Below are 26,986 nucleotides of genomic sequence, written 5' to 3' on the forward strand. Positions count from 1 at the left end.
TAAATCAGTTTTTACCAGCCGATACCGCATTTGCGGTATCGGCTTTTTTGTTCCCTACATTTTGAATAATATTTTAAGCAAACGTTTGTGCTGCATTTTGCGTCGATTTTAAACTCATCAGAAATTCTGTTGTAACATGAATAATTAAAGTCTTGGCAAGCGTCAAGACTTTTCTTTTATGGTAACATTTCTAATGCGCTTTTTGATTAACGCTACAATAGTTTGATATTTAGAAACCAAACCAAAACAATGAAATTCAGATTTATACTCGCTACATTTTTAAGCATGGGTATTTTTGCATATGCGCAACAAGAACCAAGAAAAAGCCAATCTAAAGAAACCGTAACCACTACCCAGGTTACCGTTAAAGATGAACCTAAATCTTCAGTAAACGAAAGGACCATTAAGGTAGAAAGTTCTGTTGTTACCAATCACACTGTAAATATCGATGGTAAATCGGTTCCCTATAAGGCCACAACAGGTACATTGCCGGTTTGGGATGAAGACGGAAAACCGATTGCAGGTTTGTTTTATACTTATTACGAACGCAGTGATGTGCAAAATCGCGATAAACGACCTTTAGTAATCTCTTTTAACGGCGGCCCGGGTTCAGCTTCAGTTTGGATGCACATCGCCTATACTGGTCCTGTGATTTTAAATATTGATGACGAAGGTTATCCTGTGCAGCCTTATGGTTATAAAGAAAATCCATATTCTATTTTAGATGTTGCCGATATTATTTACGTCGATCCGGTTAATACTGGCTATTCGAGAGCGGTGAGTAAAGATATTCCAACCAATAAGTTCTTTGGAGTACGTGCCGATATTAAATATCTGGCCGAGTGGATCAATACTTTTGTAACCCGTAATAACCGATGGGCCTCTCCAAAATTTTTAATTGGCGAGAGTTATGGTACCACACGCGTTTCGGGTTTGGCTTTAGAGCTGCAAAACAGTCAATGGATGTATTTAAACGGCGTGGTTTTGGTTTCGCCAACAGAACTTGGTATTGAGCGTAGTGGCCCTGTTGATGCGGCTTTGCGTTTGCCATATTTTGCAGCTACAGCCTGGTACCATAAGGCGCTTGCGGCTGATTTACAGGGCAAAGATTTAACAGCCATGCTTCCTGAGGTTGAAAATTTTACCATTAATGAATTAATCCCAGCTATTTCGCAGGGCGGGATGTTAAGTGCTGATAAAAAGAAAGCCATTGCCACAAAGATGGCCCGTTACGCTGGTCTTTCAGAAAAAGTGATATTAGATTACAACCTCAATGTACCTGCTGATTTCTTTTGGAAAGAACTGCTGAGAGATAAAGGTTTTACTGTTGGTAGATTAGATTCGCGCTATCGTGGTATCGATAAAATGAGTGCCGGCGAAGGACCCGATTATAATGCCGAACTGACTTCTTGGCTACATTCTTTTACACCAGCCATTAATATGTACATCCGCAACGAGCTGAATTATAAAACCGATTTAAAGTACAATATGTTCGGTTCCGTTTACCCATGGGATAAAACTGGCGACCAAACCGGCGATAACCTCCGCCAGGCCATGGCACAGAATCCATATCTGCACTTATTGGTGCAATCAGGTTATTACGATGGTGCCTGCGATTATTTCAACGCGAAATACAGCATGTGGCAGTTAGATGCCGCCGGTAAACTGCAAGACCGCATGAGCTGGGAAGGTTACCGCAGTGGGCACATGATGTATTTACGTAAAGATGATCTGAAAACGGCCAATAACCATATCCGTGAATTTATTAAAAAAGCATTACCAAAAGCAGGTGAGGCCGCTAAGTTTTAGCTCTTTTGGTCGTCATTTCGACTGAAGCGCAGCGAAATGGAGAAATCTTTGAATCGAATCCAAATAAATCGCTCAAAGATTTCTCTGCACCGCGCTAATCAGTTGTCAACTCTTATAAATTAATGCTTCGAGTTTTATCTGGAGCGCAGTTGCAGTGCAATAATTATTGTTCGTCCTGCTTTGCGCGCCGATCTTTTTTGCCCTTCGACTCCGCTCAGGCTGACAAAAAAGGATCTCCGCTTCAATCAGGGCTATGTAGGTTAGGGCGGTGGTATTAAACCCCTCATGGTTGCAAAAACAGCTGTTATCTAAACCTGACAGCCGCGATAGCCCCAGATTTTTCATCTGGGCTAAAAGCAAATGGCAGGACTGCTTTAACCGAAGCACCACTGTAATTGCTTTCCAAATTATAGGTTAGCTTATAACTTCTTTGCATACTGCTATTAATTTGACAGTTATTTAAAGCAATTTAGCCGGCCCAAAAAAGCAAACAAAAAACTGTTCACTGCAAACTAAAAATAATTACTTATTTTTGTGGTTCAATTATGCAGCAAATAAAAACATCATTCGATTTTGAAAAACCTATTGCCGATTTAGTTCAGCAGATAGAAAAGGTTAAGCAAGTTGCCGAAAAAACTAAGGTAGATATGTCTGCCACTTTAGACGAGCTTGATGGTAAATTAGATGAAACTACCAATAACTTATATAAAAATTTAACCGGTTGGAACAAGGTTCAGATGAGCCGTCATCCCGATCGCCCGCAAACACTCGATTACATCAATATGATCTGCGATGATTTTATTGAAATGCACGGCGATAGAACCGTTAAAGATGATAAAGCGATTATTGGCGGTTTTGCTACCATAAATGGCCAAACGGTAATGGTTATTGGTCACCAAAAAGGTAAAAACACCAAAGAGCGTCAGTTCCGTAATTTCGGTATGGCCAACCCTGAAGGTTACCGTAAAGCTTTGCGTTTAATGCGTTTGGCTGAAAAATTTAATAAACCGGTTGTTTCCTTTATCGATACTATGGGTGCTTACCCTGGTTTAGAGGCTGAAGAACGGGGACAAGGTGAGGCTATTGCCAGAAACTTGTTGGAAATGTCTATTCTCCGTGTGCCGATTATCTGTGTTGTAGTAGGTGAAGGTGCATCGGGAGGTGCTTTGGGTATCGGTATCGGTGATAAAGTATATATGTTAGAGCACACCTGGTACTCGGTAATCTCTCCTGAATCTTGCTCGTCTATTTTATGGAGAAGCTGGGATTTTAAAGAGAAAGCTGCTGAATGCTTAAAATTAACTTCTGATGATATGTTTGGCAACAAACTAATCGATGGTATTATTCCTGAGCCGCTTGGAGGTGCACATCAGGATCCGGAGTTAATGGGCAGAACTTTAAAAGATTACCTTATTAAAGATTTAGCTGCTTTAGGTAAACTAAAAACTGATAAACTGATTGAACAGCGGATTGAAAAATTCTGTGCGATGGGTGTTGTAAACGAATAATCATTAACTAAAATAAATTTGAATCCTGTTTGGCAATGCTGAACAGGATTTTTTTTGGACAAATCCGAAAGCTTTATTACGGATCGTAACCTGAATTTAGTCTCTCCGTTTGGTTGCACTATCACTGAAACATTTTAAACGAAAAACGTCATCTCGACTGGAACGTAGTGGAATGGAGAGGTCTATCTAGGCAGATTTCTCGACTGCGTTGCACTTCGCTCGAAATGACGATCTATTGTTGGTCAACAAAAAAGCAGCTACAAATTAATGCAGCTGCTTTGTAAGCTATTTTCTGATCCGTTTACTGTTGTGGGAAAAACATCGATAAACGGCCTTCTAAACTGTTAAATGTTTTCTGCAGCTTATCGCTCAGTTTATCCTGACCTGCAGCTTTACTCGTTTTAATCATTCTGTCTAGGTAGTATAATCCCGTTTGAATGTTCTGCGATCCGGTTAAACCTTTTGATTGAGAGATATCGGCAAGGTAGTTTAATTCTTTATTGATATAATCGCCAGATTTGTCTAAAATATCATTAGCTCGGGCGGTTTCTCCTAGTTTGTATAGGTTTTCAGCCATGTAGAATTTTACAACAACCGTACGGATGCCGAAGAATTTATCAGGCATTACTGCAAAATATTTATCTACTACTTTTTTGGCATCAGCTATTTTACCTTCTTTAATTAAGCTGCTGGTTAAGCTACTGAAGAGATTGGTGAAAATGAAAGTATCATCTGATGACTGTGGATCTAAATATTTAGCGGTTTTCATATTTCCCCACTTAAATTTAGTCATCACATTATTATACAATACAGGCGTATTTAATTGCTCTGGTCTATCTTCAGATGCTGTTGTGTCAGCTTTAAGTGGTAATAAACGCATGGCCAAACCTTCGCTGTATAAATATTTGTCTAAGCCGTTATATTGCTCAGAAGGTACTGTAGAAGCGAAATAAATCGGACGTTTCCAGTTGTTATGTGCAAGGATATCGAACATGGCCAAAGTTCCTTTAGTAACATAACCCTTATTAAACTTCCAATCCATTGTGGTGGTGATTTTTGCAGCATCAGCAGCAGGTACTGTTCCTGTATTTATTACCTGCTGCGGATCTACTGTAATTTTAAGGTTTTTAGTTGGCAGGAAGTTAGATTTTGATCCATCCTGCATCGGTACTTTATCGCTCTCATCGTTTGATAGCAACAAATCAACTACGTTTTTAAGCTCCACACTACCTGCAATTTTGTAATCATCGTATGGCATTACATCTCTTTCTCCCTGTACATATTGTTCAGGTTTCATCGAAATTGGTAATGGAGCGGATTCATTTTGTTTTTGTCTTAAACCATTAATGTACCAATCTGTATCGAATAAACTTAAGTTTACAATGCGCACATCAGGACGAACATTTTCTACCTCCTGGATATACCAAAGTGGGTAGGTATCATTATCGCCATAAGTAAATAAGATGGCATTTGGCGCACAAGATTGTAGGTAATCCAAGGCAATATCATGCGGAACCATTTTCGTAGAACGGTCATGATCATCCCATCCCTGCCCGGCCATAATTACCGGTGCAGCAAGTAATCCGATTACGGTTGCACCAATGGCACCGGCAGTTGGCGTTAGTTTTTTAAACAACCACTCTTTAATGGCGAGTGCCCCGAGCCCGATCCATATTGCAAAGGCATAGAACGATCCTACATAAGCGTAATCCCTTTCGCGGGGTTCTAATGGTTTTTGATTTAAGTATAATACAATGGCAATACCGGTAAAGAAGAATAGTAATGCTACAACTCCCGCATCTTTTTGGTTACGTTTAAAATGCCAAAGTGCACCAATAACGCCTAAAATTAATGGTAAAAAGAAGAAACGGTTATACGCTTTATTATCGACGGTTGATGGTGGCAGATTGCTTTGATTGCCTCTCAACATGGCATCAATTGGTTTAATGCCGCTAATCCAGGTACCTTCATGTCCGCTACCCTGGCCTTGCTCGTCATTCTGGCGACCAGCAAAATTCCACATGAAATAACGCATGTACATGTAGCCAATCTGATAGCTGAACAAGAAACCAACGTTATCAACCAGATTAGGGTTTTTAGAATCATCTAAGCGCATCCATTCTTTATAAAAAGCAGCATGTTTAGGATCATCGCTATACATACGTGGCAGTAAAGTGTTGTTGTTATACTCGTAATCGGTTTTTTTACCCGCTACCTCATATTTGTCTTTTCCTTTTCTCCAGATGGTTTTTCCTTCAGTTACGCCTACTCTTTCAGAGTTATAGTTAGGGCCATAACCCAATGGCCTGTCGCCATATTGCTCACGGTTTAGGTAACTTAAGAAAGAGAAAGCATCTTTCGGTGCACTGTTATTTAAGTTCGGATCTGCCTTTGCTCTGATGATAATCATCGAGAATGATGCATAACCGAAAATGATTAATACAGTAGAGATTAAACCTAAGTTTAATAATTTCTTTTGGTGCTGGATAGAATAACGGATTCCCCAAACCAGGGCGCCGATTAATAAAATAGCGAAGAATAAAACGCCTGTTCCAAAACCCAGACCTAATGTGTTAACAAAGAATAAATCGAAATAAGCACCGAACGAAACCAGGTATTGGATAATACCATATTGGATTACCGCTAAGATTAAAATACCAACAATAAGGGTTTTAATAATTCCCGATGTTGTTGCTTTATCTGTTCTTTTGAAATAATAAATAAAAGCAAGTGCTGGGATGGTTAACAGGTTTAACAAGTGGATACCAATTGATAAACCCATAATATAGGCAATAAACAATAACCAACGATCGGCACGTGGCTCATCGGCATGTGCTTCCCATTTAAGGATAGCCCAAAATACAATCGCCGTGAATAACGATGATTGTGCGTAAACTTCTGATTCTACTGCCGAAAACCAAAAACTATCAGAGAAAGTATAAGCCAAAGCGCCAACGGCACCTGCACCCATAATGCTGATCAATTTACCGGTTGTTAGTTCTTCACCAGCTTTTAACACCGTTTTTTTAGCCAATGCAGTGATGGTCCAAAATAAGAATAAGATAGTTGCCCCGCTCGATACAGCCGAACCAACATTCATCCAGTAAGCGATTTTGGTCAAATCTCCAGCTGCAAAAATAGAGAAGAAACGTTGGATCATTAAGAACAAAGGCGCACCCGGTTGGTGAACAACCTGCATCCTAAATGCCGATGCGATAAATTCACCGCAATCCCAAAAACTGGCAGAAGGCTCTAAGGTTAAAACGTAAGTTAGTGTAGCAATTAAAAAGCAGATCCAGCCTACTATATTATTAACTTTTGAATAATTCATTGGTTTGTTTAATGATATTAAAAATTGTTTTCACATAAAAATGCTGCCGAAATTAACTATTCTAGTCGATAAAACAGGTAAATTTTTGGATTGATTTAACAATTTTTAACGGCTTAAGGCCTTTAACATAAAGGATTTTAATTTATTTGAGAAGCAAAAACCCATAAGCAGAAAGGTGAAATCTGCCTATGGGTTAAAATTTAGAATGTTTTTAGCTTAACCCGCTGCAAATGGGGTAAACCTTACAATCAGATCATTGTATTTTTTTTCAAGGCTTTTGCTTAGCTCAGCTTGTTTAAAAACCTCGGTTAATTTTACCATTTGTCCTAAATAGCCAAGGTAGAAACGTACATCCTGCTCAGATGATAGCTGGTTTTTACTTTCTGAAACATCAGCAAGATGGGTTAATTCCCTGCCCACATAATCGGCAGTTTTTTTGATCATCGCATTTGCACGGTTTAAATCATTTAAACGATAAAGGTTTTCAGTGAAATAATAAGTGCTCATTATCTGTCGCATGCTGTAGAATTTAGCAGGAATGACTTCAAAATATTTATTAGCCACTTTTTTGCTTTCGGTAATTTTACCTTCATTTATCAAGCCGGTTAATAAACCGTTAAACATATTCGAGAACATGGTTACATCATCAGCAGATTGCCTGTCTAAATGGTTGGCGTATTTAATATTGCCAAAACCATAAACATTCATCATATTGTTGTACATCGGTTTCAGGTTTACACGGTCATAATCTTGTGTAATTGCCGTATCTGGTTTTAAGGGCAATAACCTTTTATTCAATCCTTCCACATAAAGGTATTTATTTAGCCCAACGTATTGCTCATCTGGCATTGCCCCAGTAAAATAAATCGGTCGCTCCCAATTATTGTGTACCAAAATATCAAACAAGGCCAATGTCCCTTTCGTAACATAATTTTGGTTAAAAGTCCACTCCATACTGCTAGCAATTTTGCCTGCATCTTCTTTAGGCACGGTTCCGGTATCCAAAACCTGCTGTGGACTTACCGCCAGTTTAAGGTTTTTGGTTGGTAGCACATTGTATTTAGAACCATCTGTCATGGTTACTTTATCTTCGTCATGATCGGATAGAAGCACGTCCAAAATTTCCTGCAACTCAATATGCTGGGCGATTTTATAATCCTGATAATACATAATATCGCGTGTACCAGCAACATATTGATTGCGCTTAATCGTTAAAGGAAGCGGCGCTGATTGATTTTGCTTTCTTTTCATACCGTCTATGTACCAATCGGCGGTGAATAAACTTAGGTTTACCACACGCACATCCGGACGGATGTTTTCTACTTCCTGCGCGTACCAAACCGGGTAGGTATCATTGTCGCCATAAGTGAACAAAATAGCATTAGGAGCGCACGATTTTAGGTAATTGACAGACATATCTCTCGCTACGTGGCTATCAGAACGATCGTGATCGTCCCATCCCTGATTGGCCATAATGATCGGAGCACCGAACAAGGCAATAATCGAAGCAAAAATACTGGCCCGCACAGGCGTTAGTTTTTTGAAGATAAAGTCTTTTAATCCAAATACACCTAAACCGATCCAGATGGCAAAGGCATAAAACGAACCCACATAGGCATAATCCCTTTCACGTGGCTCAATCGGAACTGAGTTCAGATAAACTACAATGGCAATACCAGTAAAAACAAATAGTAAACCAATAATACCTGCATCTTTTTGATTCCGTTTAAAGTGCCAAACCGCGCCGATCAAACCAATAATCAGCGGCAAAAAGAAGAACCTGTTGTATGCTTTGTTTTCTACAATGGATGGTGGAAGGTTTTTCTGATCACCAAGCCTGATCGCATCCAAAGGTTTAATGCCACTGAGCCAATTGCCATCTTTCCCGCCAAATTGCCCATCTTCATTGTCTTGCCTGCCCACAAAATTCCACATAAAATAACGCATGTACATCTGTCCGGTCTGGAAAGAGAACATGTATTTTAGGTTATCCATTAAGGTAGGTTTATGCTCATCATCAAAACCCATGTAACTTTTGTAAAACCTAATGTGCTCGGGTTTATCACTGTACATGCGTGGAGCTAAAGTTTTATCGTCAAAAACATAGTCAGATTTTGTTCCTGCTGATTCATATTTTGTTTCTCCTTTTCTGTAAAGTTTGCCGCTTTCTTTAATGTCGATCTTTTCAGAATTATAATTTTCGCCATATAATAAAGGCCTGTCTCCGTATTGCGAACGGTTTACATAACTCAGAAAATTAAAAGCATTCTCTGGATCGGTATTGTTTAAATTTGGTTTGGCCTGCGCCCTGATAATGAGTAGGGCAAAAGAGCTGTATCCAAATAGCAATAAAACCGTAAATAGCATGATCAGGTTTAAAACCCTTTTATTTTTGAGGATGGAATAGCGGATGCCGTAAACCAGGCTTCCAATTACTAAAATGGCAAAAAATAATACACCCGATCCAAAACCCAGGGCCATCGTATTCACAAAAAAGTAATCGAAATTTGCCGCAAAAGATACCACGTACTGAATAATGCCGAACTGTACGACTGCTAATACAGTGATTGAAACAAGAAATATTTTTAACACGCTTTGCCAATTGGGCGAGGGGTTCTTTTTAAAATAATAAACAAATATCAATGCAGGGATGGTTAGCAGATTTAAGATGTGTACACCTATAGAAATACCCATAATATAAGCCACAAAAAGCAACCACCGGTCTGATTTAGGTTCATCAGCCTGCGATTCCCATTTTAATATGCCCCAAAATACAATGGCGCTACAAAGCGACGACATGGCGTAAACCTCTGCTTCCACTGCCGAAAACCAAAAACTATCAGAAAAGGCATAAGCCAAAGCCCCAACAAAACCTGCACCCATAATGCCGATGATTTTCTGGCTGGTGATTTCCTCGCCTTTTTTAATGACCGTTTTCTTGGCCAGTGCTGTAATGGTCCAAAACAAAAAGAGGATGGTGCCTGCGCTGGCAAGTGCCGAAGATATATTAACAAAATAGGCAACTTTAGTTTTATCGCCAAAAGCGAGTGCCGAAAACAACCTCTGGATCATGGAGACTATTGGAGCGCCGGGCTGGTGAACTACCTCCATTCGGAAAGCCGAAGAAATAAATTCGCCACAATCCCAGAAACTTACAGATTGATCTAAAGTTAAGATGTAGGTGAGCGCGGCAACGATAAAACAGAGCCAGCCTCCAATGGTGTTGATCCTTGAGTAATTCATAGTTTAATTTTAGTCTTTGATAATAAATGATTTAAGTGGTCCGTAGTAAAAAAAGTCGCATAAAAAAAGAAAATGTTGCACGCTATATGATGATTTTTTTATCTTTGCATCGCAAACAGGAACAGCAGGAAAGAAATTAAAAATATTTTAAAATCACTCTTGCATATTTAAAATAAGGTTCCTACATTTGCATTCCCTTTCGAGGAGAATATCCTTGATAAGTTTTTGTCCGATAGTATAAGGGTAGTACAACGGTTTTTGGTACCGTTTGTCTTGGTTCGAATCCAGGTCGGACAACTAAAATTTAATGTCGGATCATGTTTTAAATGGACATGATCCGATTTTTTTTAACCGTAAACTACACGAACCCATGCCATTGCAGTTTAACCCGGTAAAGCTTTTTTCCGGAACAGGTTCTAAGGGATTATCACTTAAGATTGCCGAACATTACGGCAAGCCACTTGGTAGCGTAACCATTCACAAATTCAGTGATGGAGAGTTTCAGCCTTCTTTTGATGAGTCAATCCGCGGTAGTGATGTTTTTCTAATCCAATCTACTTATCAGCCCAGTGATAATTTAATGGAACTTTTGCTAATGGTTGATGCGGCTAAAAGAGCATCGGCACATTATATTACTGCAGTTGTTCCTTATTATGGTTTGGCCCGTCAGGATAGAAAAGATAAACCTCGTGTAGCAATCGGTGCCAAATTGGTGGCTAACTTATTAAAATCAGCAGGTATCCACCGCATCATGACGATGGATTTGCATGCTGCACAGATACAGGGTTTCTTCGATATCCCGGTTGATCACTTAGATGGATCGGTAATCTTTGTGCCTTATATTAAAAGTTTGGGCTTAAAAAACTTAACTATTGCATCGCCAGATATGGGCGGTTCGTACAGGGCACGTACTTTTGCCAAGTTTTTTAATGCTGAGGTAATTATTTGCGATAAACGCCGTAAACGTGCCAACGAAATCGAATCGATGTCGATTATTGGTGATGTAACCGGACAGGATGTAGTATTGATCGATGATATTTGCGATACTGCCGGAACCTTATCAAAAGCTGCGGCTTTGATTATGGAAAACGGTGCTGCAAGTGTTAGAGCGGTTTGTACACACGCAGTATTATCAGGCAAGGCAATAGAAACGGTAGAAAATTCGGTATTAACCGAGTTAATCGTTACGGACACTATCCCGTTGAAACAGGAAAGTCCGAAAATTAGGGTGCTAAGCACTGCCAGCTTATTTGCAAGGGCAATTGCCAATGTAAACGAGCACGGCTCAATTAGTGATCTGTTTAGAGTATAGTGAGGTTAATTGTATAAACTGGTTAATCGGTTAATTGTAGATTTGCCGTCAGTTAACCAATTACAACAATTAACCAATTAAACAAAAAGAGAGTTTAAATAAGGTAAAGGGTAGAAGGTCGAAGGCTTAAGGTCTTGAAACTCGATACTTAATACTGACTACTAATAAATATAAAATAAAAATAAAATGAAAACAATCGCAATTAGCGGTTCTCCAAGAGAGAACGTAGGGAAACGCGATGCCAAGGAACTTCGTTACGAAGGTAAAGTTCCGGCGGTATTGTATGGTGGAAAAGAGCAACAACACTTTGCTGTAGTTATTGCTGACTTAAGAGATGTTATTTATACCCCGGATGTAAACTTTGTGGAGATTGATGTTAACGGTACTAAAACTAAAGCTATCGTAAAAGACACTCAATTTCACCCACTTACCGACGTATTAATGCACATCGATTTTCTTCAGTTGTTCGACGAGAAAGAAATCGTTATGGAGATCCCGGTTAAATTAACAGGAACTTCTCCAGGTGTTAAAATGGGGGGTAAATTAATCCAGAAATTACGTAAACTACGTGTTAAAGCATTACCAGCAGATATGCCACAAAACGTAGAAGTAAGCTTAGAGAAATTAGAAGTGGGTAGTTTATTCCGTGTTCGCGATCTTAAAGGTCAAAAATATGTGATCACTAACACTCCTGAAGATACTATCGTTTCTGTTGCAATGTCTAGAGCGTTAAAACAAGCAGAAACTGAAGCTGCTAAAGGTAAAAAATAATCAGGATTCTTAGGATTTCTTGATTTCAAGATGAAGCGTTTCGATTTAATTCGGAACGCTTTTTTTATTTACATCAAGGTTAATCCGCTAACCGCCTAACGCTAACCGCTCCGCTATCCATTAAGAAGCTGTTTGAAAATAAATGAATAAATTCGCGGCATGGACTTCCGACTTTTCGCTTTAGTCTTTGGTCTTTTCGCTTTAAGCTTCTACCTTTGCCCCCATGAAATATCTTATAGTTGGCTTAGGGAATATCGGACCAGATTATGCACATACCAGACATAACATTGGGTTTGATATCGCCGATGAACTGGTTAAAAATTTAGATGGAAGTTTCGAGAATATCCGCTTGGCTTATTATGCTGAGGTGAGCTTTAAAGGTAAAAAACTTCATGTAATTAAACCAACCACTTTTATGAACTTAAGTGGTAAAGCCGTAAACTATTGGATGAAAGAGTTAAAAATAGCACCAGAAAATGTTTTGGTGATTGTTGACGACCTTGCATTGCCTCTCGGTAAGCTGAGGCTAAAACTACAGGGCTCTAGCGCTGGTCACAATGGCTTAAAAAGCATCGAAGAGGTTTGTGGCGGACAAAATTATGCACGCTTGCGCTTCGGTATCGGTAACGATTATCCGAAAGGTAGACAAGTTGATTTTGTTTTGGGCTTGTTTGATAAGGATGAGCAATTAGAACTCCCTGCGTTGATTGATAAAAGCATAGCGCTGATTAAAAGTTACGTAACCGTTGGGCCCGCCCACACCATGACGGCTTTTAATAAGTAGATGGTTAATCGGTTAACGGTTTAAATCGGTTAATTGATTAGATGGATCGTCATGTTGATCCGATAGCTATCAGATTTATTTCAGCATCTATACTGTAACATGCTTTGATCAGGTTAGGATAGCTTTTTTTTAAAGCAATTGCAGAGGCTCTTTTTATTGTTCGTCCTGCTTTTCATTGCAAGTCCTCACCCGATAAAGGATCGGGTTCCGGGCTTTCCATTTCAATCAGGTTTAAAGGGCAATGTCTTTGCTATTATTAAAGGTTGAATAGCATATTTTATATAGATTTCCTTTTCGAGTCATGGTCTGTGTCCTTACAGGCCCTCTGATCTGGCGAATATCATGTAGGGTCGACTTCCTTTTTTCTGCATCATGCAACCCCAAATAGTATTGCTGGCTGCGCCACCTAAACCCGATCGAAGTGGTTCCGATGCTTTATCGATAAATTGGTTTTAAAACTAAATCAACATCGGAAAAAAACGTAGAGCGGGACTGCACAAGCCTAAAAGGCTCTGCACCTGATTTCCAAAAAAAAAACAATGATTAGTGGATGAGGCCGTTTATCGTTTGGTGGGCCACTAGGCACGGAGTAGAATGAATAGCCTCGTAGTATCGTCATTTCGAGCAGAGTGCAACGCAGCCGAGAACCCGAAGGCTCAGCGAAGCTAAATCTATTTTCTAAGTTAATCTGGTTCATAGATCTCTCTATTCCGCAATGCTCCAGTCGAGATGACGACTTTTCTATGGGGATATGCCAATGGGCAGCATAATCGAAGAACCAGCGCAATTAACAAACAAAAGCTTTTAAACAAAAAAAGACCATCTTTCGATGATCTTTTCATAAATATGTTTTAGTTAATGATTATTTAACTTTTTCTTGAGCTCTTGCAATGTAAGCATCAATTAATTGCGCTTCTGCACTCTCAGGGTATTGTGTTTTTACTTTAGTATAAGCTTCAACAGCACCTTTAAAATCATTTTGGCTTTCGTTAACCAATCCTAATTTCTTTAAAAACATTGGTGAAGTAAATTTACTTGCTTTATCTGCCGCTTTTTTATAGTAAGTGGCCGCTTGTTTAAAGTCTTTCAATTCGCTGTAAGCATCACCTAATAAGCCTAAAGCCAATGGATCTGCAACCGGACTGCCTGTAGCGCTATATTTGCTTAATGCCTCTATAGCTTGTTTGTATTCGCCTTTACGCAAGTAAATACCGCCCAGGTAAAGGTTAGCTAAGTTTGCCGATTTTGTGTTATCGTATTCTTTAGCAATCTGCTCTAAGCCTGGGTAACCACCTTCGCCTTTAACAGCTCTGTTCGATAATGAATCTACACCAACAAATTGCTCTGCTTTGTACATTTTGCTAGCGGCTTCTTCAGCACGACCTTTTAAATACACGCCTTGATACCAAAGATATATTAAAACTAATAAAACTACAGCACCTGCAATAAACAGTAAGCTCTTATTATTCTCTTGTAAAAATGAACCTTTTTTAGTTGGTTGAATTGTCTGGTTATCTGTTGTAGACATGTTTGTTTAAAAAATTTAAGATTGCAAAAATACATTTTTCAATCAAAGTATCAATCTTTATTTTGAAGTATTTAATTAAACATTAGTTATTTAGGCTTGCAAATCGTAAAATCGTCATGATCATTAGCGTAACAAGCTAATTAGTGTGTTAAACCAGGTTTGGTTATCGCTAAAAATACCAGTGTGGTTAATCACCAGGTATATAGTTTGACTTTCAGAGCGGCTCACAGTCGATCTAATTCTGATGGGTTGCCAGAATGCACCGAAGTTTTTTGCTGATGAAGCTGGAAATAAGTCGTCGAACCCCATATAAACTTCTTCTATGTTCGATAATGGAAGTTCTAATTGTTCGTCTCCGGTGATAAAAAGACCATTCGATGCCAATAGAATATCGCCCTCGTGATTGTGAATTGGCTTTAAAAACGAAAATAAACCGGCGATTTTTTTAATCCAGCCCGAACTTTTTTCATTGGTCAGTTCATGATCATATGACCATAGAACATTTCCTTCTAACATTTTTTGTGCAACCATCTAATTTTCCTTGCTATGAAAGTACAATTTTTTTAAGTGTTATTAACGTTTATTTTAAACAATGGGTGTTAAGAGGCTAAAAAACGGTAAATTTGTGACATATTTATGTGGTTAAAAAATATTACCCTTCTAAATTTCAAGAACTATACCGATGCAGATCTCCATTTCTCGGAAACGGTAAACGTTTTTACGGGTAATAATGGCTCAGGCAAAACGAACATGCTTGATGCTATTCACTACCTCTGTCTATGTAAAAGTTACTTTAATCCCATCGATAGCCAGCAGATCAAAACCAATGAAGAAGTTTTTATGATCCAGGGCGATTTTGACCGCAACGAAAAAAACGAAAAAATTTCCTGCGGGGTAAAACGCAACCAAAAAAAACAGTTTAAACGCAATAAAAAAGAATACGATAAATTGGCTGATCATGTTGGCCTTTTTCCGGTAGTGATGGTTTCTCCCTATGATGTAAACCTGATTATGGAAGGTAGTGAGGAGCGGAGAAAGTTTATTGACAATGTTATTTCGCAAACAGACTCACATTACCTGGATCAGTTGATTACCTATAACCGCATTCTGTTAAACCGGAATGCTTTTTTAAAACAGATTGCCATTACCAGAAAGTACGATCCTACATTGCTTGAGATTTTGGATGAGCAGTTGATTATAGCCGGCAATAAGATATTCGCTATCCGTAAGGCCTTTATGGATGAGTTTATTCCGCTGTTTAACCAATATTATACCTACCTTACAGACAATAAGGAAACGGTGGAGCTGAATTATCAATCGCAATTGAATGAGGTTACTTTCGAGGAGCTGTTAAAAAAATCGGTAGAGAAAGACCGTGTACTGGAGCGTACCACAACTGGTATCCATAAAGATGAACTGGCTTTTGTGATCAGCGGAATGCCTTTAAAGAAGTTTGGCTCACAAGGTCAGCAGAAATCTTTCTTAATTGCTTTGAAGATTACCCAGTATGCTTACCTCGCCAAAAACAAAGGATTTAAGCCTTTGCTTTTGTTGGATGATATTTTTGATAAGCTGGATGATAACCGCGTTCAAAAATTGATGCAAATGGTTTCCCACCATGATTTTGGGCAGATATTTATTACAGATACAGGAAGAGAAAGGGTAAAATCAATTTTTGAAAAAATAGAAGTTGATGTAACTTTGTTCGAAGTAGATAACGGAACTATACAAAATGCGTAAACCCAATGATGTTACAGTAAAAGATGCCATCAGCAAAATGCTGGATGTATACCGTTTGCGCCGTAAATTCGACGAAACTTCAATCTTGTCTATCTGGCCAGAGATTATGGGCACCGCCATAGCCAACAGGACCAAGCAGATCTACATTCACGATAAGAAATTGTTCCTACGCATCGAATCTTCGGTAATCAAAAATGAATTGGTTATGGTACGTCAGGGCATTATCCAGAAGCTTAATGAACATGCCGGTAGTGTGGTAATTACCGATATGATTTTTTTATAAGCATAATAAAAGGGCATAAGATTTTCACTTATACCCTTAATATTTTTTTAATGAGGACTAAGACTCCCGACTAAGGACTATAGACTCAGGACTAAACTAGCCTCTTCCACCAAATATCTTGGACAAAATCCAGATCAGCAGTGTAACCACTACTACAACTACAATTACGCCCACCCAAACGCCGGCTTTAAATATACCTTCTACTAGTTCACAACTGCTTAAGGTAGTGCATAAAAATGCGATCAGTACTAAAGGAAATGCTCTTTTCATATACATGTTAATTTGTAATAGCTAACATTGAATACTGAAGAAAGTTTTAGTAAAATGCTCTAGATTTCGTCATTCCGGCCGTGGTGGAGAAATCTTTGAGCATGATTCTGGTCTAGGTATCTTTGTAGTAGTGTAAGAGTTTGCCATCTGACTGCAAGTTTAGTGCTTCTGCCCCTTGTTAATAAACGCGACAAAGCGGCATAGCCCGCATCCCGATATTTCATCGGGAGAGGACTATAAGCGATGGCGGGACTCCAGCTGCCACATCGCACTGAACATCGTTTTCCAAAAAAAATACCTGCTCAATAAAGAAGCAGGTATCTTGATTAATTTTTCATTGGTGGTGCAATGGAGAAATCTTTGATTATGGTTAAAAGATCTCTCCGTTTCGCCGTGCTTCAGTCGAGATGACGAATAGAAATTTTTATTTTCCGTTCACTTTTAACAATTCAACCTCGAAGATTAAAGTGCTGTAAGGAGGGATATCCTGTCCGGCACCACGCGCTCCGTATGCTAAATCATATGGAATGAAAAATTTGTATTTAGAACCCGAAGGCATCAATTGTACACCTTCTGTCCAGCCTTTAATTACTTGGTTTAGTGGGAATGAAATCGGTTCGCCTCTATCATAAGAGCTGTCAAATTGTTTTCCGTTCAATAATGTTCCTTTGTAATGAACCAATACCGAATCGGTTGCCAATGGTTTAACGCCGGTACCAGCAGTTAAAACTTCGTATTGTAAGCCGCTTGCAGTTGTTTGTACACCTGCACGTTTTTTGTTTTGTTCTAAGAAATCTTGTCCTTCTTTCATAATTGGTGCATATTTAATTTTATTTGCTGCTTCTTCAGCTTTGTTTTTTACTGATGATGCCTTGGCTAATGCCTCATTAATACATTGTTGTGCCTGCTGCTGAGTTAAAATAACCTTGCCTCCTGTAAATGCATCTTTCAGTCCTTTTAACAGTACTTCGTAATTTAAGGTAGAAAGGCCAGTTGTCTTTAATCCCGCGCCGATGGAAGTACCGAAAGCATAACTGGTAGAATCTAAAGTAGATTTTAAACCCGCTGTAAAGGTTGATGTTTTACTTGCGGCTGTGGTTGGTTTTTTGGCAACAGGTTTCTTTGCTGCTGTTTTGGTTTGTGCATAAGATGCAGCAGCGATACCGGATAGACATACCGCTAAAAAAATTCTTTTCATTCTTGTTAAATTGTTTTCATTTGTGATGAAGCGATCATGGTTTATTGTTGGTAAATCATGATGGTTTCATTGGTTATTTTATGTGTAATTAATTCAAACGGGTTTAAAATGGTGGATTATATTTTAAGGCCGAAAGATACAAAATAGATAAAACAATAAAACCCCGAATATTCGGGGTTTTATCGTAAGTTTTTTGTGTTGAAAACTAGAAACGTTCGTCTGCTTTGAAGAAGAAGTTACCTTCAATTTCTGCATTCTCATCAGAATCTGAACCGTGAACCGCGTTAGCATCGATTGATTTTGCATATTTCTGACGGATAGTTCCTTCTGCTGCCTCAGCTGGGTTAGTAGCACCGATCAATTTTCTGAAATCTTCGATGGCATTGTCTTTTTCTAAAATAGCAGCAACAATAGGTCCTGAAGACATAAAGCTTACTAAATCTTTGTAAAAAGGACGCTCAGCGTGAACAGCATAGAACTGACCAGCAGTTTCATCTGTAAGTTTAGTATATTTTAATGCGATGATTTTAAAACCAGCATTTGTAATGTCGTTAATGATCGATCCGATATGGCCGTTTGCTACTGCGTCAGGCTTGATCATGGTAAAAGTTCTGTTAGTGCTCATTGTGCTTTTGATATCAATTTTTTTTGCAAAAATACGTTTTAATTGATGAATAATCAATAAACATTGTTTTTCGGTCGCGAACCGAGGTTCGTAATGGATAATTAGGCTTCAAATGGCTAACTGAGCTTTTTTTAAGTTGTATAATCCTGTTAATCTCCATCTCTTTTAAAACTATGATCCTACTAATCCTAAAATCCTTTAATCCTAATCTAAATTTACTTAGCTTTGCAGCGCAAAAAATATATGCTTACACTAACTGAATTAAAAACATTATTAGCTACGCCACAACGAATTGTGATCACCACGCATCACAAACCCGATGGCGATGCGATGGGTTCATCTCTGGGGTTATATGGATATTTAATTCAAAAAGGCCATCATGTTAAGGTAATCACACCTACAGATTATCCTACCTTTCTGCATTGGATGCCAAATAATGGCGATGTAATTATTTTTACAGAAGAGCAAGATAAGGCCGCTAAGTTAGTGGATGAAGCTTCGCTCATATTTTGCCTTGATTTTAACACCCTAGGCAGGATTAATGAACTTGGCGAATTGGTTAGAGCAGCAGGAGCAAAAAAAATCATGATCGATCATCACCTCGAACCTGAAGATTTTGATGATTACCGTCATTGGGATATTAATGCCTGTGCTGCTGCGCAATTGGTTTACGATTTTATTGTTAATCAATTGGAAGATAAAGCTGGCATCAACAAAGATGTTGCAGCCTGTTTGTACACCGGTATCATGACCGATTCTGGATCTTTCCGCTTTCCTTCAGCTACAGCCGATGTATACCGTATTGCAGCTGATTTGATAGATCTTGGTGCCGAGCACTGGAAAATCCATCAATTGGTATACGATAATGCAAGCGAAAATCGTTTGCGCTTTTTGGGTTATTGCCTGTCAAACAAGTTAGAAGTTATAAGAGAATACAATACCGCCATTATTTCGGTTACAAAAGAAGAACTGGCACAATATCATAGTGCAACCGGCGATACAGAGGGCGTGGTAAACTACGCATTATCGATTAATGGCATCCGTTTAGCCGCATTAATTATTGAGCGTCCGGATAAAGTTAAATTATCTGTTAGGTCTACAGGCGATTTTCCGGCCAACGAAATCTGTAAAAAATATTTTAATGGCGGTGGCCATAGGAATGCAGCAGGTGGCGCAGCAGAAAAACCCTTGGCTGATGTAGTAAATGAATTTAAAACAATATTAGCAGAATACAAAGAACAATTGATAGCTTAAACACAAGAAATAAAACAATAAACTTAAAAAAGTCAAATTAAATAAATGAAAAAGGGAATTATTATTCTAGCAGCAGCCACCTTAGGTTTAGCGGCATGTAACAAAGAGAAAAAGGGAGCTGGTGGCTTATTGTATACCATTCACCACTCGGCAGGTAACGAGAAAATCAAAGAAGGCGATATCGTTAAAATGAATTTTATCCAGAAAAACGATAAAGATTCAGTTTTATCCAGCACTTTCGATAGCGAAACTCCTGCAGTATTTCCTGCACAGAAAAAAATGTATGCTGGTGATATGAATGATGTTTTAACATTGTTTGGAGAAGGCGATAGCGCTACTTTTAAAGTAAACTTAGATACTATGGCACTTCATAGTAAACAACCTAAACCAGAGCAGTTCAAAAATGATAAATACATCACTTTTACAGTGAAAATCGAAAAAGTATTCAAGAAAAAAACCGGTGAAGCTGATTCTACTTTTAACAAAAGAGCACAGGAGTTTTTCCAGGCTGATTACAAAGCTACTTCAGAAAAAAAGAAAGCTGCTGAACCTGCTAAATTAAAAAGCTATTTAGAAGATACTAAATTAGAGACCAAAACCACTGCGAGCGGATTACACTACATTATAGAAAAACCAGGCAGTGCAGAAAAACCAGCTTTAGGCGATACCGTATTAATTGATTATACTGGTAGAGTAACTAAAAAAGGTAAAGATGGTAAATACAAAATCTTCGATACAAGTGATGAGAAATTGGCTAAAGCAGAAAACGAATTTAAACCAGGTAAACCTTACGGTCCTCAAAAAATGCCAGTTGGCGGTACAATCCCAGGATTTACTGAAGCTTTACAGTTAATTGGTAAAGGTGGTAAAATTAAAGTAATTATCCCTTCTAATTTAGGTTATGGCGAGCAAGGTGCACCTCAGGTAGGTATCATGCCTTTCAGCCCAATTGCTTTCGATTTAGAAATCAAAGATATTATCAAAGGAAAACCAGCTGCAGCAGCTCCAGTTCAAATGCCTGCTCCTGTAGTTAAAAAATAATTTCTTAAAAATATTTTAAAATCCTGCTTATTATTTAAGCAGGATTTTTTTTGTTTATTATTTTTTAATACTGAGCCAAGAAATAAAACGTTTCAAAGATTTATAAAAACTTATTATAACCTATCTTTGTAGTGATCTAATAAAATAGTAGGCATTTTGAAAAAGATCTAACTACTATTTTTTAATAAATAAATTTAAATGAGGAACGGAATTATTATTCTCTTGGCGGCGGCACTAGGCATGTCTGCCTGTAACAAATTCGAAAAGGGTGAAGGAGATATGACTTACAAGATCTATAAAAGTGACGGTAAGCCGAAAATTCAGGATGGCGATTATGTAAAGTTAAATGGTGTTCAAACAGTAGAAACCAATACCAATCCCGATTCGGTAATGGTAAATACTTACGATAATGAGCGTCCGGCTTTCTTTGCCATTAGCAAGTCGATGTTTAAAGGCGATTTAGCTTCAGGATTGAAACTGCTCGGTGAAGGAGACAGTGCAGTTTTTAAATTGAACCTGGATTCTATGGAGAAATATTCAGGCCAGCCTAAGCCAAAAGGACTAAAATCAAACATTGCTTCTTTTACGATTAAAATTGAGAAAGTATTGCATAAAGGGAAAGATCCCGATTCTATTTTCGAAGCGAAGAAACGACTTTTCTTTGAATCGGAGTACAAAGCGCTAAATGAAAAAAATAAAGTGGTAGAGCCTGCTAAAATTGCAAAATACGTGGCCGAGAATGATTTAAAGGTCACTATTGCGCCATCTGGATTGCAATATGTAATTTCTGCTCCGGGTAATTCTGAAAGAGCAACTTTAACGGATACGGTATTAATGGATTACACAGGTCAGTTTACCAATAAAAAATCGAATGGAACATTAAATGTTTTTGATACTTCGAATGCTAAAATCGCAAAAGAAGCCGGAATTTTCTCTGAAAGCGTACAATATGTGCCACGTAGCCTACCATTAGGGCAATTGCCGCAAGGCGTTATTCAGGGTATCCAACTTATTGGTGTAGGCGGTAAGATCAAAATGATTTTGCCATCGAGATTGGGTTTTGGAGAAAATGGTGGCGGACCAATTAATCCATTTACGCCATTGGTATTTGATGTAGAACTGAAAGGTATTATTAAACCAAATGTGGCCATACCGCTAAGTAAATAAAATACTTATCCCAATATAAAAGCGCAGGGATCAGTAAAATTCAATACTGGCTTTGCACTTTTTTGTGTTAAGAAATTAATAATTGTAGTGGCAAAATGAAATTTTTGTTTAAATTAGATTAACAAAACAATTAACCATCCTTATTATTACTATGCGCTCAAGCAGTACTATTATGTTTCTGGGCCTGAAATTGATGCTGTTTAGCATATTTTTCAATCTGTTTATAAAGGATGGATATTGCAGGCATGTAACGGCTTCTTATCGTTACCCAACATGCAATAGAAATAACCGCAGTATTTCTAAATGGTTTCACTCAACCGTTATGCAAAAACAGGGGGCTAATTTATTGGAATATGTCAAGAACAAGATGCAACCTACCTTAGTTAAAAACATAAAATTTAAAGCTTTTGATAGAATATTGGGTAGGTTTTGAATAGCGATTAACCTTGTGTTTAAAACCTCTTCAAACTGTTTTGCCTGAATTTCTGGTGAAAAGAGTTAACGTTAAAACTAAACTTTATGGAGAAGATCAAGGTCTTTTTAATTCACGATTATGATGCATTAATGGATAGTGTTGAATCCATTCTAAGTGATTCAGAAAGTATTGTTGTTGTTGGCGAGGTTAATTCTGCTGCACTTGCCGTACAATTGATCAGGACTAAAACGCCAGATATTGTGCTTGCCGATGTTAGTGTTAGCGAGAAGGTTGGAGCTGATTTAACTAAATTGATTAAAAGAGAATTCCCCAAAATTAAAGTTATTGTACTTTCTATGCAGGATGATTTTATCAATATCTCGAAAATGATCAAGTCTGGAGCAAATGGCTATCTTTTAAAAAATGTAAAGTTTCACGAACTGCATAAAGCAATTAATAAGGTTATGCTCGGCGAAACCTATATACAAAATTCCATTACGGCTAAATTTATTAACGGTTACCAGCGTGAAAACCATACAGAGGAAGCGAATATTTTATCACCCCGGGAAGTAGAAATTATTAGGTTGATTGCCAAAGAATACACTTCTGCAGATATTGGCAAGATGTTATTTATTTCGGAACATACAGTAGAAACCCATCGTAAAAATATATGGCGTAAAACTGGCGTTAAATCAATTGTTGGTTTGCTGAATTTTGCGCACGAGCATCAGCTAATTTAATTTTAAAACAGGCCTCACAGGTTTCAGAAACCTGCGAGGTCTGTTCGCATTTTTAAGCCTGCGCTTCTAAATATTGCGCATAACAATAGCCTTCTTCGCCATCGTTAGTTCGTACCAGCCACCATAAATCGTTGCTTCTGTTTACAAGGGTAATTACTTCGCCATGTGCAGCCTTACCTACAATTGGTTGATCGGTTCCCGGACCTTTACGGATATTTAGATTACTGCTCTCTGTGATAACTTTTGCGTGCGTGACCGCTGCATCAATGGCCACGTTTACATTCAGAACCAGATCACCTGAAGTAAAATTTGGGTCGATCTGATTGTAAACTTCCCAAAGGTGGTCTTTAGTCGCGCCATCGGCGGCAGTTCCATCTATGTATAAAATCCCATCCTGCTCCCTTACTGCTAAATCTGCTATGCCCGCCGCAGTTGCTGCGTCAGTTAGTGTTTTATATTTATCTGCTAATGCCATGGTCGGGTTATTTAACGGTTAATTTATTGTCGATTTTTTTAGGTTTTAACGCACTCAAATGTTGCATTAAAGTTATTAGAGAGGCTTTTTTAATCTCCCCGGTTAAGAGAATTACACCGTCTTTAACCTCAGCTTTCACCGTTGGGAAATCTTTGGTTGCATCAGCAACATTTTTAATTAAAGCGGAGTCTTCGGCGATTACCACTGGTACATCTGCTGGTTTCACTGTTAAATTGTTGATTACAGCTTTCACTCCTTTTTCTGCCTTTGCAATTTCTTCTGCTTTGGCCTTTGTGGCTTCATCATCAACTTCGCCAGTTAAAGTTACTTCGCCTTTGGCAACGGCCACCGTAATGCCTGCTGCTTCTTTGGCTTGAATTGCAGCTTGGATGGCCGCATCGTTTGGTTTGCAGCCTACAAAAAATAGTGTAGTTGCAATAACCATGCTCATTAATAATTTAGTTGTTTTCATCCTTTTGGTTTTATATTGATATTATTTGACAATACAATGCTTAGAAATTAAAGTAATTTCCTTTTTATCGGTGGGATGACTTCGATAAAGCTAATATATGAAATGCGTTTAACTAGAAAGTGAAATCTATTAATTATTTATAAAAAAAAACGCTGTATATGAAAAGACCTCACAAGTTTTCAAACTTGCAAGGTCTATAGGTTGTGCTAAATCCAGTCTTTAAATGGCTTTATAGTTAAATTGGAATTATAATATTTTTCTTCTTCGGTAACTTCTCTGCTTACCCAATCTGGCAAGGCAAATATTTCGTCTTCACTGTCAAGTTCAATTTCGGCAACAATGAGGCCTGTATTATCGCCTAAAAATACATCTATTTCCCAAAGTTTACCGCTAAACGGAATTTCGTAACGGGTTTTCGAAAGCTCAGATAAAGAGAAATTATCTAATAATTCTTTGGCCTCCGCAACAGGGATCTCATATTCATATTCCATTCGTGTGGCACCTATTGTTTGACCTTTTATGGTTAAAAAGCCTTTGGTTGCTGTTGCCCTTACACGTATGGTTTTATCTTTATCAGTAAGCAGATAGCCTTGCCTAAAAAGCTTTCCCTCTGGTTTGCTCAGGTTATCCCACTTCTGCAGATCGATCAAAAATTTGCGCTCTATTTCCTTACCCATTATTTGGAGAGTTGTTCTAAAATATTCATCGCTGCCTCATTATCTTTCAAATTCACAAATATATGGTCGTGATAATAGCCCGCCATTACGTTGCAGCTTATACCTTTTTCGGCAAGTGCAGCTGAAAATGCTGCTGTTAAACCTATGGCTTCTAAAGAAGAGTGTACGGTTAATGTGATCCAAGAAGCGATAAAAGTATACTCAAGACCCAAATGATCTGCAATTTCTTTTTTTAAGACCACCGTGGTTGCCTCCTGCTCTTTGAATAAACAAATTGCCAGGTTAATATCTATTGTGCTTGGATGTTCAACCCTACAAAATACAAATTCGCCAGGGTTGTGCACTGGTTTCATTGTTTTTAGCAGTTTTGCCAAACTTTTCTCTCCTGTCATTTTATCTTGCTCTTTTCTGCAGGTCAGCAATAGGCATACTGATCAATCTTCCAATGGGTTGTTTACCACGATAGGTAATTACACGTAACATACTGGCATCTTTTGGCACCTGTAATGCGGCTGTGTATTTCGGGTAAAAGCGATCGGGAGTAGAGTTGTCGAAGCTATAGTAGATATCCAGACCGTCTATTTCTGGCGTTAATTCGATTATTAATTGTTTATCTGCACTGCGTTTCACCGTAAAAATCGGATCGTAAATAGCAGGGGAATACTTAATCTCTGCCAAATCTAATCGTTTGAAATGCTGTTGTGTACGATCAACAAAATTTGCCCAGTTTTTCTTTTCAATCGGACTCCAGATCGATTCGGCAATGGCAAATGCACGTGGCCAAACCATATATTCTACCTGGCGGAAAGTAAATACCTGTTCTGTCCAAAGGTTGGCCTGTGCACCAATTACATATTGTGCATTTACGCCCGCTGGAATAGGGTTAAACTGATAGGCTTTATTTAACCTTAACGAGGCATAAACTTTTGGTTCGGTAATCTGATCCGCCTGCATATAATCCAGATATGCAAAATCTGTCGGACTCATTACCACATTGTGTTTTTCGTTCGCTGCCTGGATACCATATTTCATTCCTCTCCAGCTCATTACGGCTGCTGTTGGCGATACACCACCTTCAAGAATTTCGTCCCAGCCCATAAATTTTTTGCCTTTCGAAATTACGATCTGTTCTACACGTTTTTCAAAATATGCCTGAACCTGTGGAATGGTTTTTAAACCTTCTCGTTGCATTAAGGCTTTAACCTGATCGTTCTTTTCCCAGAAATTATGAGGTGCTTCGTCGCCACCCATGTGGATGTACTCGAAAGGAAAAAGTTTCGCTACCTGGGTAAGTACCGAATCTAAGAACACGTAAACTTTTTCGTTTGCCGGGCAAAGCGTATTATCAAGCAAAGCTGTTGGAGGCGCACCACGGCTCCAATCCATTATTTTCTCGCCTGAGCGCACTTTATAATTAACGGCATCGGGTGTGCAGGATAATTCAGGGTAAGAAGCGATAATAGCTAAACTATGTCCCGGGACATCGATTTCTGGTAATATGTTTACAAAACGTTCTTGTGCATACTGAACAAGTTCCTTAATATCTTCTTGTGTGTAAAAGCCACCGTAAGTACGGGGTTCATCCGCCGTTGGTGGTGTAAAATCGCCAAAAGTCCCGGTTTTTTTAACGCTCCATGCACCTACTTCGGTTAATTTAGGCAAGCCTTTAATTTCGATTCTCCAGCCTTCATCATCTGCGAGATGCAAATGCAACAGATTAAATTTATAACGCACCATGTCATCAATAAACTGCTTTACTTCTTGCTTAGTAAAAAAATGACGGGCTACATCGAACATTAAACCTCTCCATCCTAATTTCGGATAATCTACCACATCAACACAAGGTAACTTCCATTTGATATCATTTACTAGTTCCTTGCTTTCTATTTCGGCCGGGAAAAGTTGAAGCAATGACTGAACGCCATAAAAAATCCCTGCAGGCTGGTTAGCTGTAATTACAACCTGAGTGGGATTAACATTTAGTCTGTAACCTTCTTTACCGAGTTGAGTATCTTCTTGGGTGTTTAAGATCAGTTTAATAGTTGGGTGACTTGAATTACTCACTGTACTTACAAATTTCCCTGTAGCAGTGGTAATCCGATCAGAAAGGTAAGCGATAGATTGTTTTAATTCTCCACTTTTAACAGTCTGGATGATTACATTTTCTGGCAAGGTAAAAGTACCTGCCTTTTTCATTAAGGATACAGGCTCGGGGATGATGGCAATTGGTGTTTGCACAACTGCGCTTTCGGAATCGCCGATTTCAGTTTCTGTAACAATAGATTGAGCGAAGGTATTGGCTGCAAAAAAACAGCAGGAGATAATCAGGAATAATTTTTTCAT

The 26,986-nt window shown here is 38.4% G+C and carries 24 protein-coding genes; 11 read left to right on the plus strand and 13 right to left on the minus strand.

Annotated features, from left to right (window positions below):
- Window positions 1-249 precede the first annotated feature (249 nt).
- The gene (locus J7E57_RS03800; protein ID WP_215125276.1) at window positions 250-1,809 is read left to right on the plus strand and encodes a S10 family peptidase; all 1,560 of its coding nucleotides are present in this window, start codon (window positions 250-252) and stop codon (window positions 1,807-1,809) included.
- Between the two features lie 304 nt (window positions 1,810-2,113).
- Here the strand turns inward: J7E57_RS03800 and J7E57_RS27230 are convergent, their stop codons facing one another.
- Window positions 2,114-2,245 carry a hypothetical protein gene (locus J7E57_RS27230; protein ID WP_262897866.1) on the minus strand — a complete coding sequence of 44 codons (132 nt, stop codon included), beginning with the start codon at window positions 2,243-2,245 and terminating at the stop codon, window positions 2,114-2,116.
- Window positions 2,246-2,354: 109 nt separating this feature from the next.
- On the opposite strand from J7E57_RS27230, the gene J7E57_RS03805 reads away from it, so the two are divergent.
- The gene (locus J7E57_RS03805; protein ID WP_108197621.1) at window positions 2,355-3,317 is read left to right on the plus strand and encodes an acetyl-CoA carboxylase carboxyltransferase subunit alpha; all 963 of its coding nucleotides are present in this window, start codon (window positions 2,355-2,357) and stop codon (window positions 3,315-3,317) included.
- 301 nt (window positions 3,318-3,618) lie between these two features.
- Here the strand turns inward: J7E57_RS03805 and J7E57_RS03810 are convergent, their stop codons facing one another.
- Complete coding sequence (locus J7E57_RS03810; RefSeq protein ID WP_215125277.1) at window positions 3,619-6,648, minus strand: DUF2723 domain-containing protein; 3,030 nt, start codon at window positions 6,646-6,648, stop codon at window positions 3,619-3,621.
- Between the two features lie 216 nt (window positions 6,649-6,864).
- Window positions 6,865-9,891, minus strand: coding sequence for a DUF2723 domain-containing protein (locus tag J7E57_RS03815; protein ID WP_215125278.1), 3,027 nt, complete (start codon window positions 9,889-9,891; stop codon window positions 6,865-6,867).
- A gap of 370 nt (window positions 9,892-10,261) precedes the next feature.
- Between J7E57_RS03815 and J7E57_RS03820 the strand changes: the two genes are divergently transcribed.
- The 3 genes from J7E57_RS03820 (at window position 10,262) to pth (ending at window position 12,758) form a co-directional block, all read left to right on the plus strand.
- Window positions 10,262-11,203 carry a ribose-phosphate pyrophosphokinase gene (locus J7E57_RS03820; RefSeq protein ID WP_029278327.1) on the plus strand — a complete coding sequence of 314 codons (942 nt, stop codon included), beginning with the start codon at window positions 10,262-10,264 and terminating at the stop codon, window positions 11,201-11,203.
- A 186-nt stretch (window positions 11,204-11,389) separates the two neighbouring features.
- Window positions 11,390-11,974 carry a 50S ribosomal protein L25/general stress protein Ctc gene (locus tag J7E57_RS03825; protein WP_029278329.1) on the plus strand — a complete coding sequence of 195 codons (585 nt, stop codon included), beginning with the start codon at window positions 11,390-11,392 and terminating at the stop codon, window positions 11,972-11,974.
- Window positions 11,975-12,197: 223 nt separating this feature from the next.
- Entirely contained in the window at window positions 12,198-12,758 is a 561-nt protein-coding gene (pth, locus tag J7E57_RS03830) for an aminoacyl-tRNA hydrolase (protein ID WP_215125279.1), read from the plus strand.
- A gap of 862 nt (window positions 12,759-13,620) precedes the next feature.
- On the opposite strand, the gene J7E57_RS03835 is transcribed toward pth, so the two are convergent.
- Complete coding sequence (locus tag J7E57_RS03835; protein ID WP_108197625.1) at window positions 13,621-14,286, minus strand: tetratricopeptide repeat protein; 666 nt, start codon at window positions 14,284-14,286, stop codon at window positions 13,621-13,623.
- A 123-nt stretch (window positions 14,287-14,409) separates the two neighbouring features.
- The gene (locus J7E57_RS03840; RefSeq protein WP_215125280.1) at window positions 14,410-14,802 is read right to left on the minus strand and encodes a hypothetical protein; all 393 of its coding nucleotides are present in this window, start codon (window positions 14,800-14,802) and stop codon (window positions 14,410-14,412) included.
- Window positions 14,803-14,922: 120 nt separating this feature from the next.
- On the opposite strand from J7E57_RS03840, the gene recF reads away from it, so the two are divergent.
- Window positions 14,923-16,026, plus strand: a complete 1,104-nt coding sequence (gene recF, locus J7E57_RS03845) for a DNA replication/repair protein RecF (RefSeq protein WP_215125281.1) — start codon at window positions 14,923-14,925, stop codon at window positions 16,024-16,026.
- Window positions 16,019-16,309, plus strand: a complete 291-nt coding sequence (locus J7E57_RS03850) for a DUF721 domain-containing protein (RefSeq protein WP_029278338.1) — start codon at window positions 16,019-16,021, stop codon at window positions 16,307-16,309. The genes recF and J7E57_RS03850 overlap by 8 nt, the downstream gene beginning before the upstream one ends.
- A gap of 96 nt (window positions 16,310-16,405) precedes the next feature.
- Here the strand turns inward: J7E57_RS03850 and J7E57_RS03855 are convergent, their stop codons facing one another.
- From J7E57_RS03855 to J7E57_RS03865, 3 genes are all read right to left on the minus strand, one after another.
- Entirely contained in the window at window positions 16,406-16,579 is a 174-nt protein-coding gene (locus J7E57_RS03855) for a hypothetical protein (protein WP_215125282.1), read from the minus strand.
- Window positions 16,580-17,003: 424 nt separating this feature from the next.
- Entirely contained in the window at window positions 17,004-17,777 is a 774-nt protein-coding gene (locus J7E57_RS03860; protein WP_215125283.1) for an FKBP-type peptidyl-prolyl cis-trans isomerase, read from the minus strand.
- Between the two features lie 205 nt (window positions 17,778-17,982).
- Window positions 17,983-18,402 (minus strand): nucleoside-diphosphate kinase, encoded by a 420-nt coding sequence (locus J7E57_RS03865; protein ID WP_025144153.1) that lies wholly within the window; start codon window positions 18,400-18,402, stop codon window positions 17,983-17,985.
- 243 nt (window positions 18,403-18,645) lie between these two features.
- Between J7E57_RS03865 and J7E57_RS03870 the strand changes: the two genes are divergently transcribed.
- The 4 genes from J7E57_RS03870 to J7E57_RS03885 all read left to right on the plus strand — a co-directional run bounded on the left by J7E57_RS03870 (window position 18,646) and on the right by J7E57_RS03885 (window position 23,019).
- On the plus strand, window positions 18,646-19,656 hold the full coding sequence (locus J7E57_RS03870; protein ID WP_215125284.1) for a DHH family phosphoesterase: 1,011 nt from the start codon (window positions 18,646-18,648) through the stop codon (window positions 19,654-19,656).
- A 45-nt stretch (window positions 19,657-19,701) separates the two neighbouring features.
- Complete coding sequence (locus tag J7E57_RS03875) at window positions 19,702-20,697, plus strand: FKBP-type peptidyl-prolyl cis-trans isomerase (protein ID WP_215125285.1); 996 nt, start codon at window positions 19,702-19,704, stop codon at window positions 20,695-20,697.
- A gap of 198 nt (window positions 20,698-20,895) precedes the next feature.
- The gene (locus tag J7E57_RS03880; RefSeq protein ID WP_215125286.1) at window positions 20,896-21,864 is read left to right on the plus strand and encodes an FKBP-type peptidyl-prolyl cis-trans isomerase; all 969 of its coding nucleotides are present in this window, start codon (window positions 20,896-20,898) and stop codon (window positions 21,862-21,864) included.
- Window positions 21,865-22,383: 519 nt separating this feature from the next.
- A complete protein-coding gene (locus J7E57_RS03885; RefSeq protein WP_215125287.1) occupies window positions 22,384-23,019 on the plus strand; it encodes a response regulator in 636 nt (211 codons plus the stop codon).
- Window positions 23,020-23,071: 52 nt separating this feature from the next.
- Here J7E57_RS03885 and J7E57_RS03890 read toward each other — a convergent pair whose 3' ends face one another.
- From J7E57_RS03890 to J7E57_RS03910, 5 genes are all read right to left on the minus strand, one after another.
- Window positions 23,072-23,494, minus strand: a complete 423-nt coding sequence (locus J7E57_RS03890; protein WP_215125288.1) for an SH3 domain-containing protein — start codon at window positions 23,492-23,494, stop codon at window positions 23,072-23,074.
- 7 nt (window positions 23,495-23,501) lie between these two features.
- Window positions 23,502-23,966, minus strand: a complete 465-nt coding sequence (locus J7E57_RS03895) for a BON domain-containing protein (protein ID WP_215125289.1) — start codon at window positions 23,964-23,966, stop codon at window positions 23,502-23,504.
- Window positions 23,967-24,172: 206 nt separating this feature from the next.
- Window positions 24,173-24,643, minus strand: coding sequence for a CYTH domain-containing protein (locus tag J7E57_RS03900; RefSeq protein ID WP_215125290.1), 471 nt, complete (start codon window positions 24,641-24,643; stop codon window positions 24,173-24,175).
- Complete coding sequence (locus J7E57_RS03905; RefSeq protein ID WP_262897867.1) at window positions 24,643-25,035, minus strand: ACT domain-containing protein; 393 nt, start codon at window positions 25,033-25,035, stop codon at window positions 24,643-24,645. The genes J7E57_RS03900 and J7E57_RS03905 overlap by 1 nt, the downstream gene beginning before the upstream one ends.
- Window position 25,036: 1 nt before the next feature.
- On the minus strand, window positions 25,037-26,986 hold the full coding sequence (locus J7E57_RS03910; RefSeq protein WP_215125292.1) for a beta-N-acetylhexosaminidase: 1,950 nt from the start codon (window positions 26,984-26,986) through the stop codon (window positions 25,037-25,039).

This window comes from Pedobacter sp. ISL-64 (assembly GCF_018613605.1).
Taxonomy (GTDB): Bacteria; Bacteroidota; Bacteroidia; order Sphingobacteriales; family Sphingobacteriaceae; genus Pedobacter.

Bases quoted from the DNA above. Each gene is read 5' to 3' on its own strand.
- J7E57_RS03800 (WP_215125276.1), top strand. From the start codon at position 250: ATGAAATTCAGATTTATACTCGCTACATTTTTAAGCATGGGTATTTTT.
- J7E57_RS27230 (WP_262897866.1), bottom strand. From the start codon at position 2,245: ATGCAAAGAAGTTATAAGCTAACCTATAATTTGGAAAGCAATTACAGT.
- J7E57_RS03805 (WP_108197621.1), top strand. From the start codon at position 2,355: ATGCAGCAAATAAAAACATCATTCGATTTTGAAAAACCTATTGCCGAT.
- J7E57_RS03810 (WP_215125277.1), bottom strand. From the start codon at position 6,648: ATGAATTATTCAAAAGTTAATAATATAGTAGGCTGGATCTGCTTTTTA.
- J7E57_RS03815 (WP_215125278.1), bottom strand. From the start codon at position 9,891: ATGAATTACTCAAGGATCAACACCATTGGAGGCTGGCTCTGTTTTATC.
- J7E57_RS03820 (WP_029278327.1), top strand. From the start codon at position 10,262: ATGCCATTGCAGTTTAACCCGGTAAAGCTTTTTTCCGGAACAGGTTCT.
- J7E57_RS03825 (WP_029278329.1), top strand. From the start codon at position 11,390: ATGAAAACAATCGCAATTAGCGGTTCTCCAAGAGAGAACGTAGGGAAA.
- pth (WP_215125279.1), top strand. From the start codon at position 12,198: ATGAAATATCTTATAGTTGGCTTAGGGAATATCGGACCAGATTATGCA.
- J7E57_RS03835 (WP_108197625.1), bottom strand. From the start codon at position 14,286: ATGTCTACAACAGATAACCAGACAATTCAACCAACTAAAAAAGGTTCA.
- J7E57_RS03840 (WP_215125280.1), bottom strand. From the start codon at position 14,802: ATGTTAGAAGGAAATGTTCTATGGTCATATGATCATGAACTGACCAAT.
- recF (WP_215125281.1), top strand. From the start codon at position 14,923: ATGTGGTTAAAAAATATTACCCTTCTAAATTTCAAGAACTATACCGAT.
- J7E57_RS03850 (WP_029278338.1), top strand. From the start codon at position 16,019: ATGCGTAAACCCAATGATGTTACAGTAAAAGATGCCATCAGCAAAATG.
- J7E57_RS03855 (WP_215125282.1), bottom strand. From the start codon at position 16,579: ATGAAAAGAGCATTTCCTTTAGTACTGATCGCATTTTTATGCACTACC.
- J7E57_RS03860 (WP_215125283.1), bottom strand. From the start codon at position 17,777: ATGAAAAGAATTTTTTTAGCGGTATGTCTATCCGGTATCGCTGCTGCA.
- J7E57_RS03865 (WP_025144153.1), bottom strand. From the start codon at position 18,402: ATGAGCACTAACAGAACTTTTACCATGATCAAGCCTGACGCAGTAGCA.
- J7E57_RS03870 (WP_215125284.1), top strand. From the start codon at position 18,646: ATGCTTACACTAACTGAATTAAAAACATTATTAGCTACGCCACAACGA.
- J7E57_RS03875 (WP_215125285.1), top strand. From the start codon at position 19,702: ATGAAAAAGGGAATTATTATTCTAGCAGCAGCCACCTTAGGTTTAGCG.
- J7E57_RS03880 (WP_215125286.1), top strand. From the start codon at position 20,896: ATGAGGAACGGAATTATTATTCTCTTGGCGGCGGCACTAGGCATGTCT.
- J7E57_RS03885 (WP_215125287.1), top strand. From the start codon at position 22,384: ATGGAGAAGATCAAGGTCTTTTTAATTCACGATTATGATGCATTAATG.
- J7E57_RS03890 (WP_215125288.1), bottom strand. From the start codon at position 23,494: ATGGCATTAGCAGATAAATATAAAACACTAACTGACGCAGCAACTGCG.
- J7E57_RS03895 (WP_215125289.1), bottom strand. From the start codon at position 23,966: ATGAAAACAACTAAATTATTAATGAGCATGGTTATTGCAACTACACTA.
- J7E57_RS03900 (WP_215125290.1), bottom strand. From the start codon at position 24,643: ATGGGTAAGGAAATAGAGCGCAAATTTTTGATCGATCTGCAGAAGTGG.
- J7E57_RS03905 (WP_262897867.1), bottom strand. From the start codon at position 25,035: ATGACAGGAGAGAAAAGTTTGGCAAAACTGCTAAAAACAATGAAACCA.
- J7E57_RS03910 (WP_215125292.1), bottom strand. From the start codon at position 26,986: ATGAAAAAATTATTCCTGATTATCTCCTGCTGTTTTTTTGCAGCCAAT.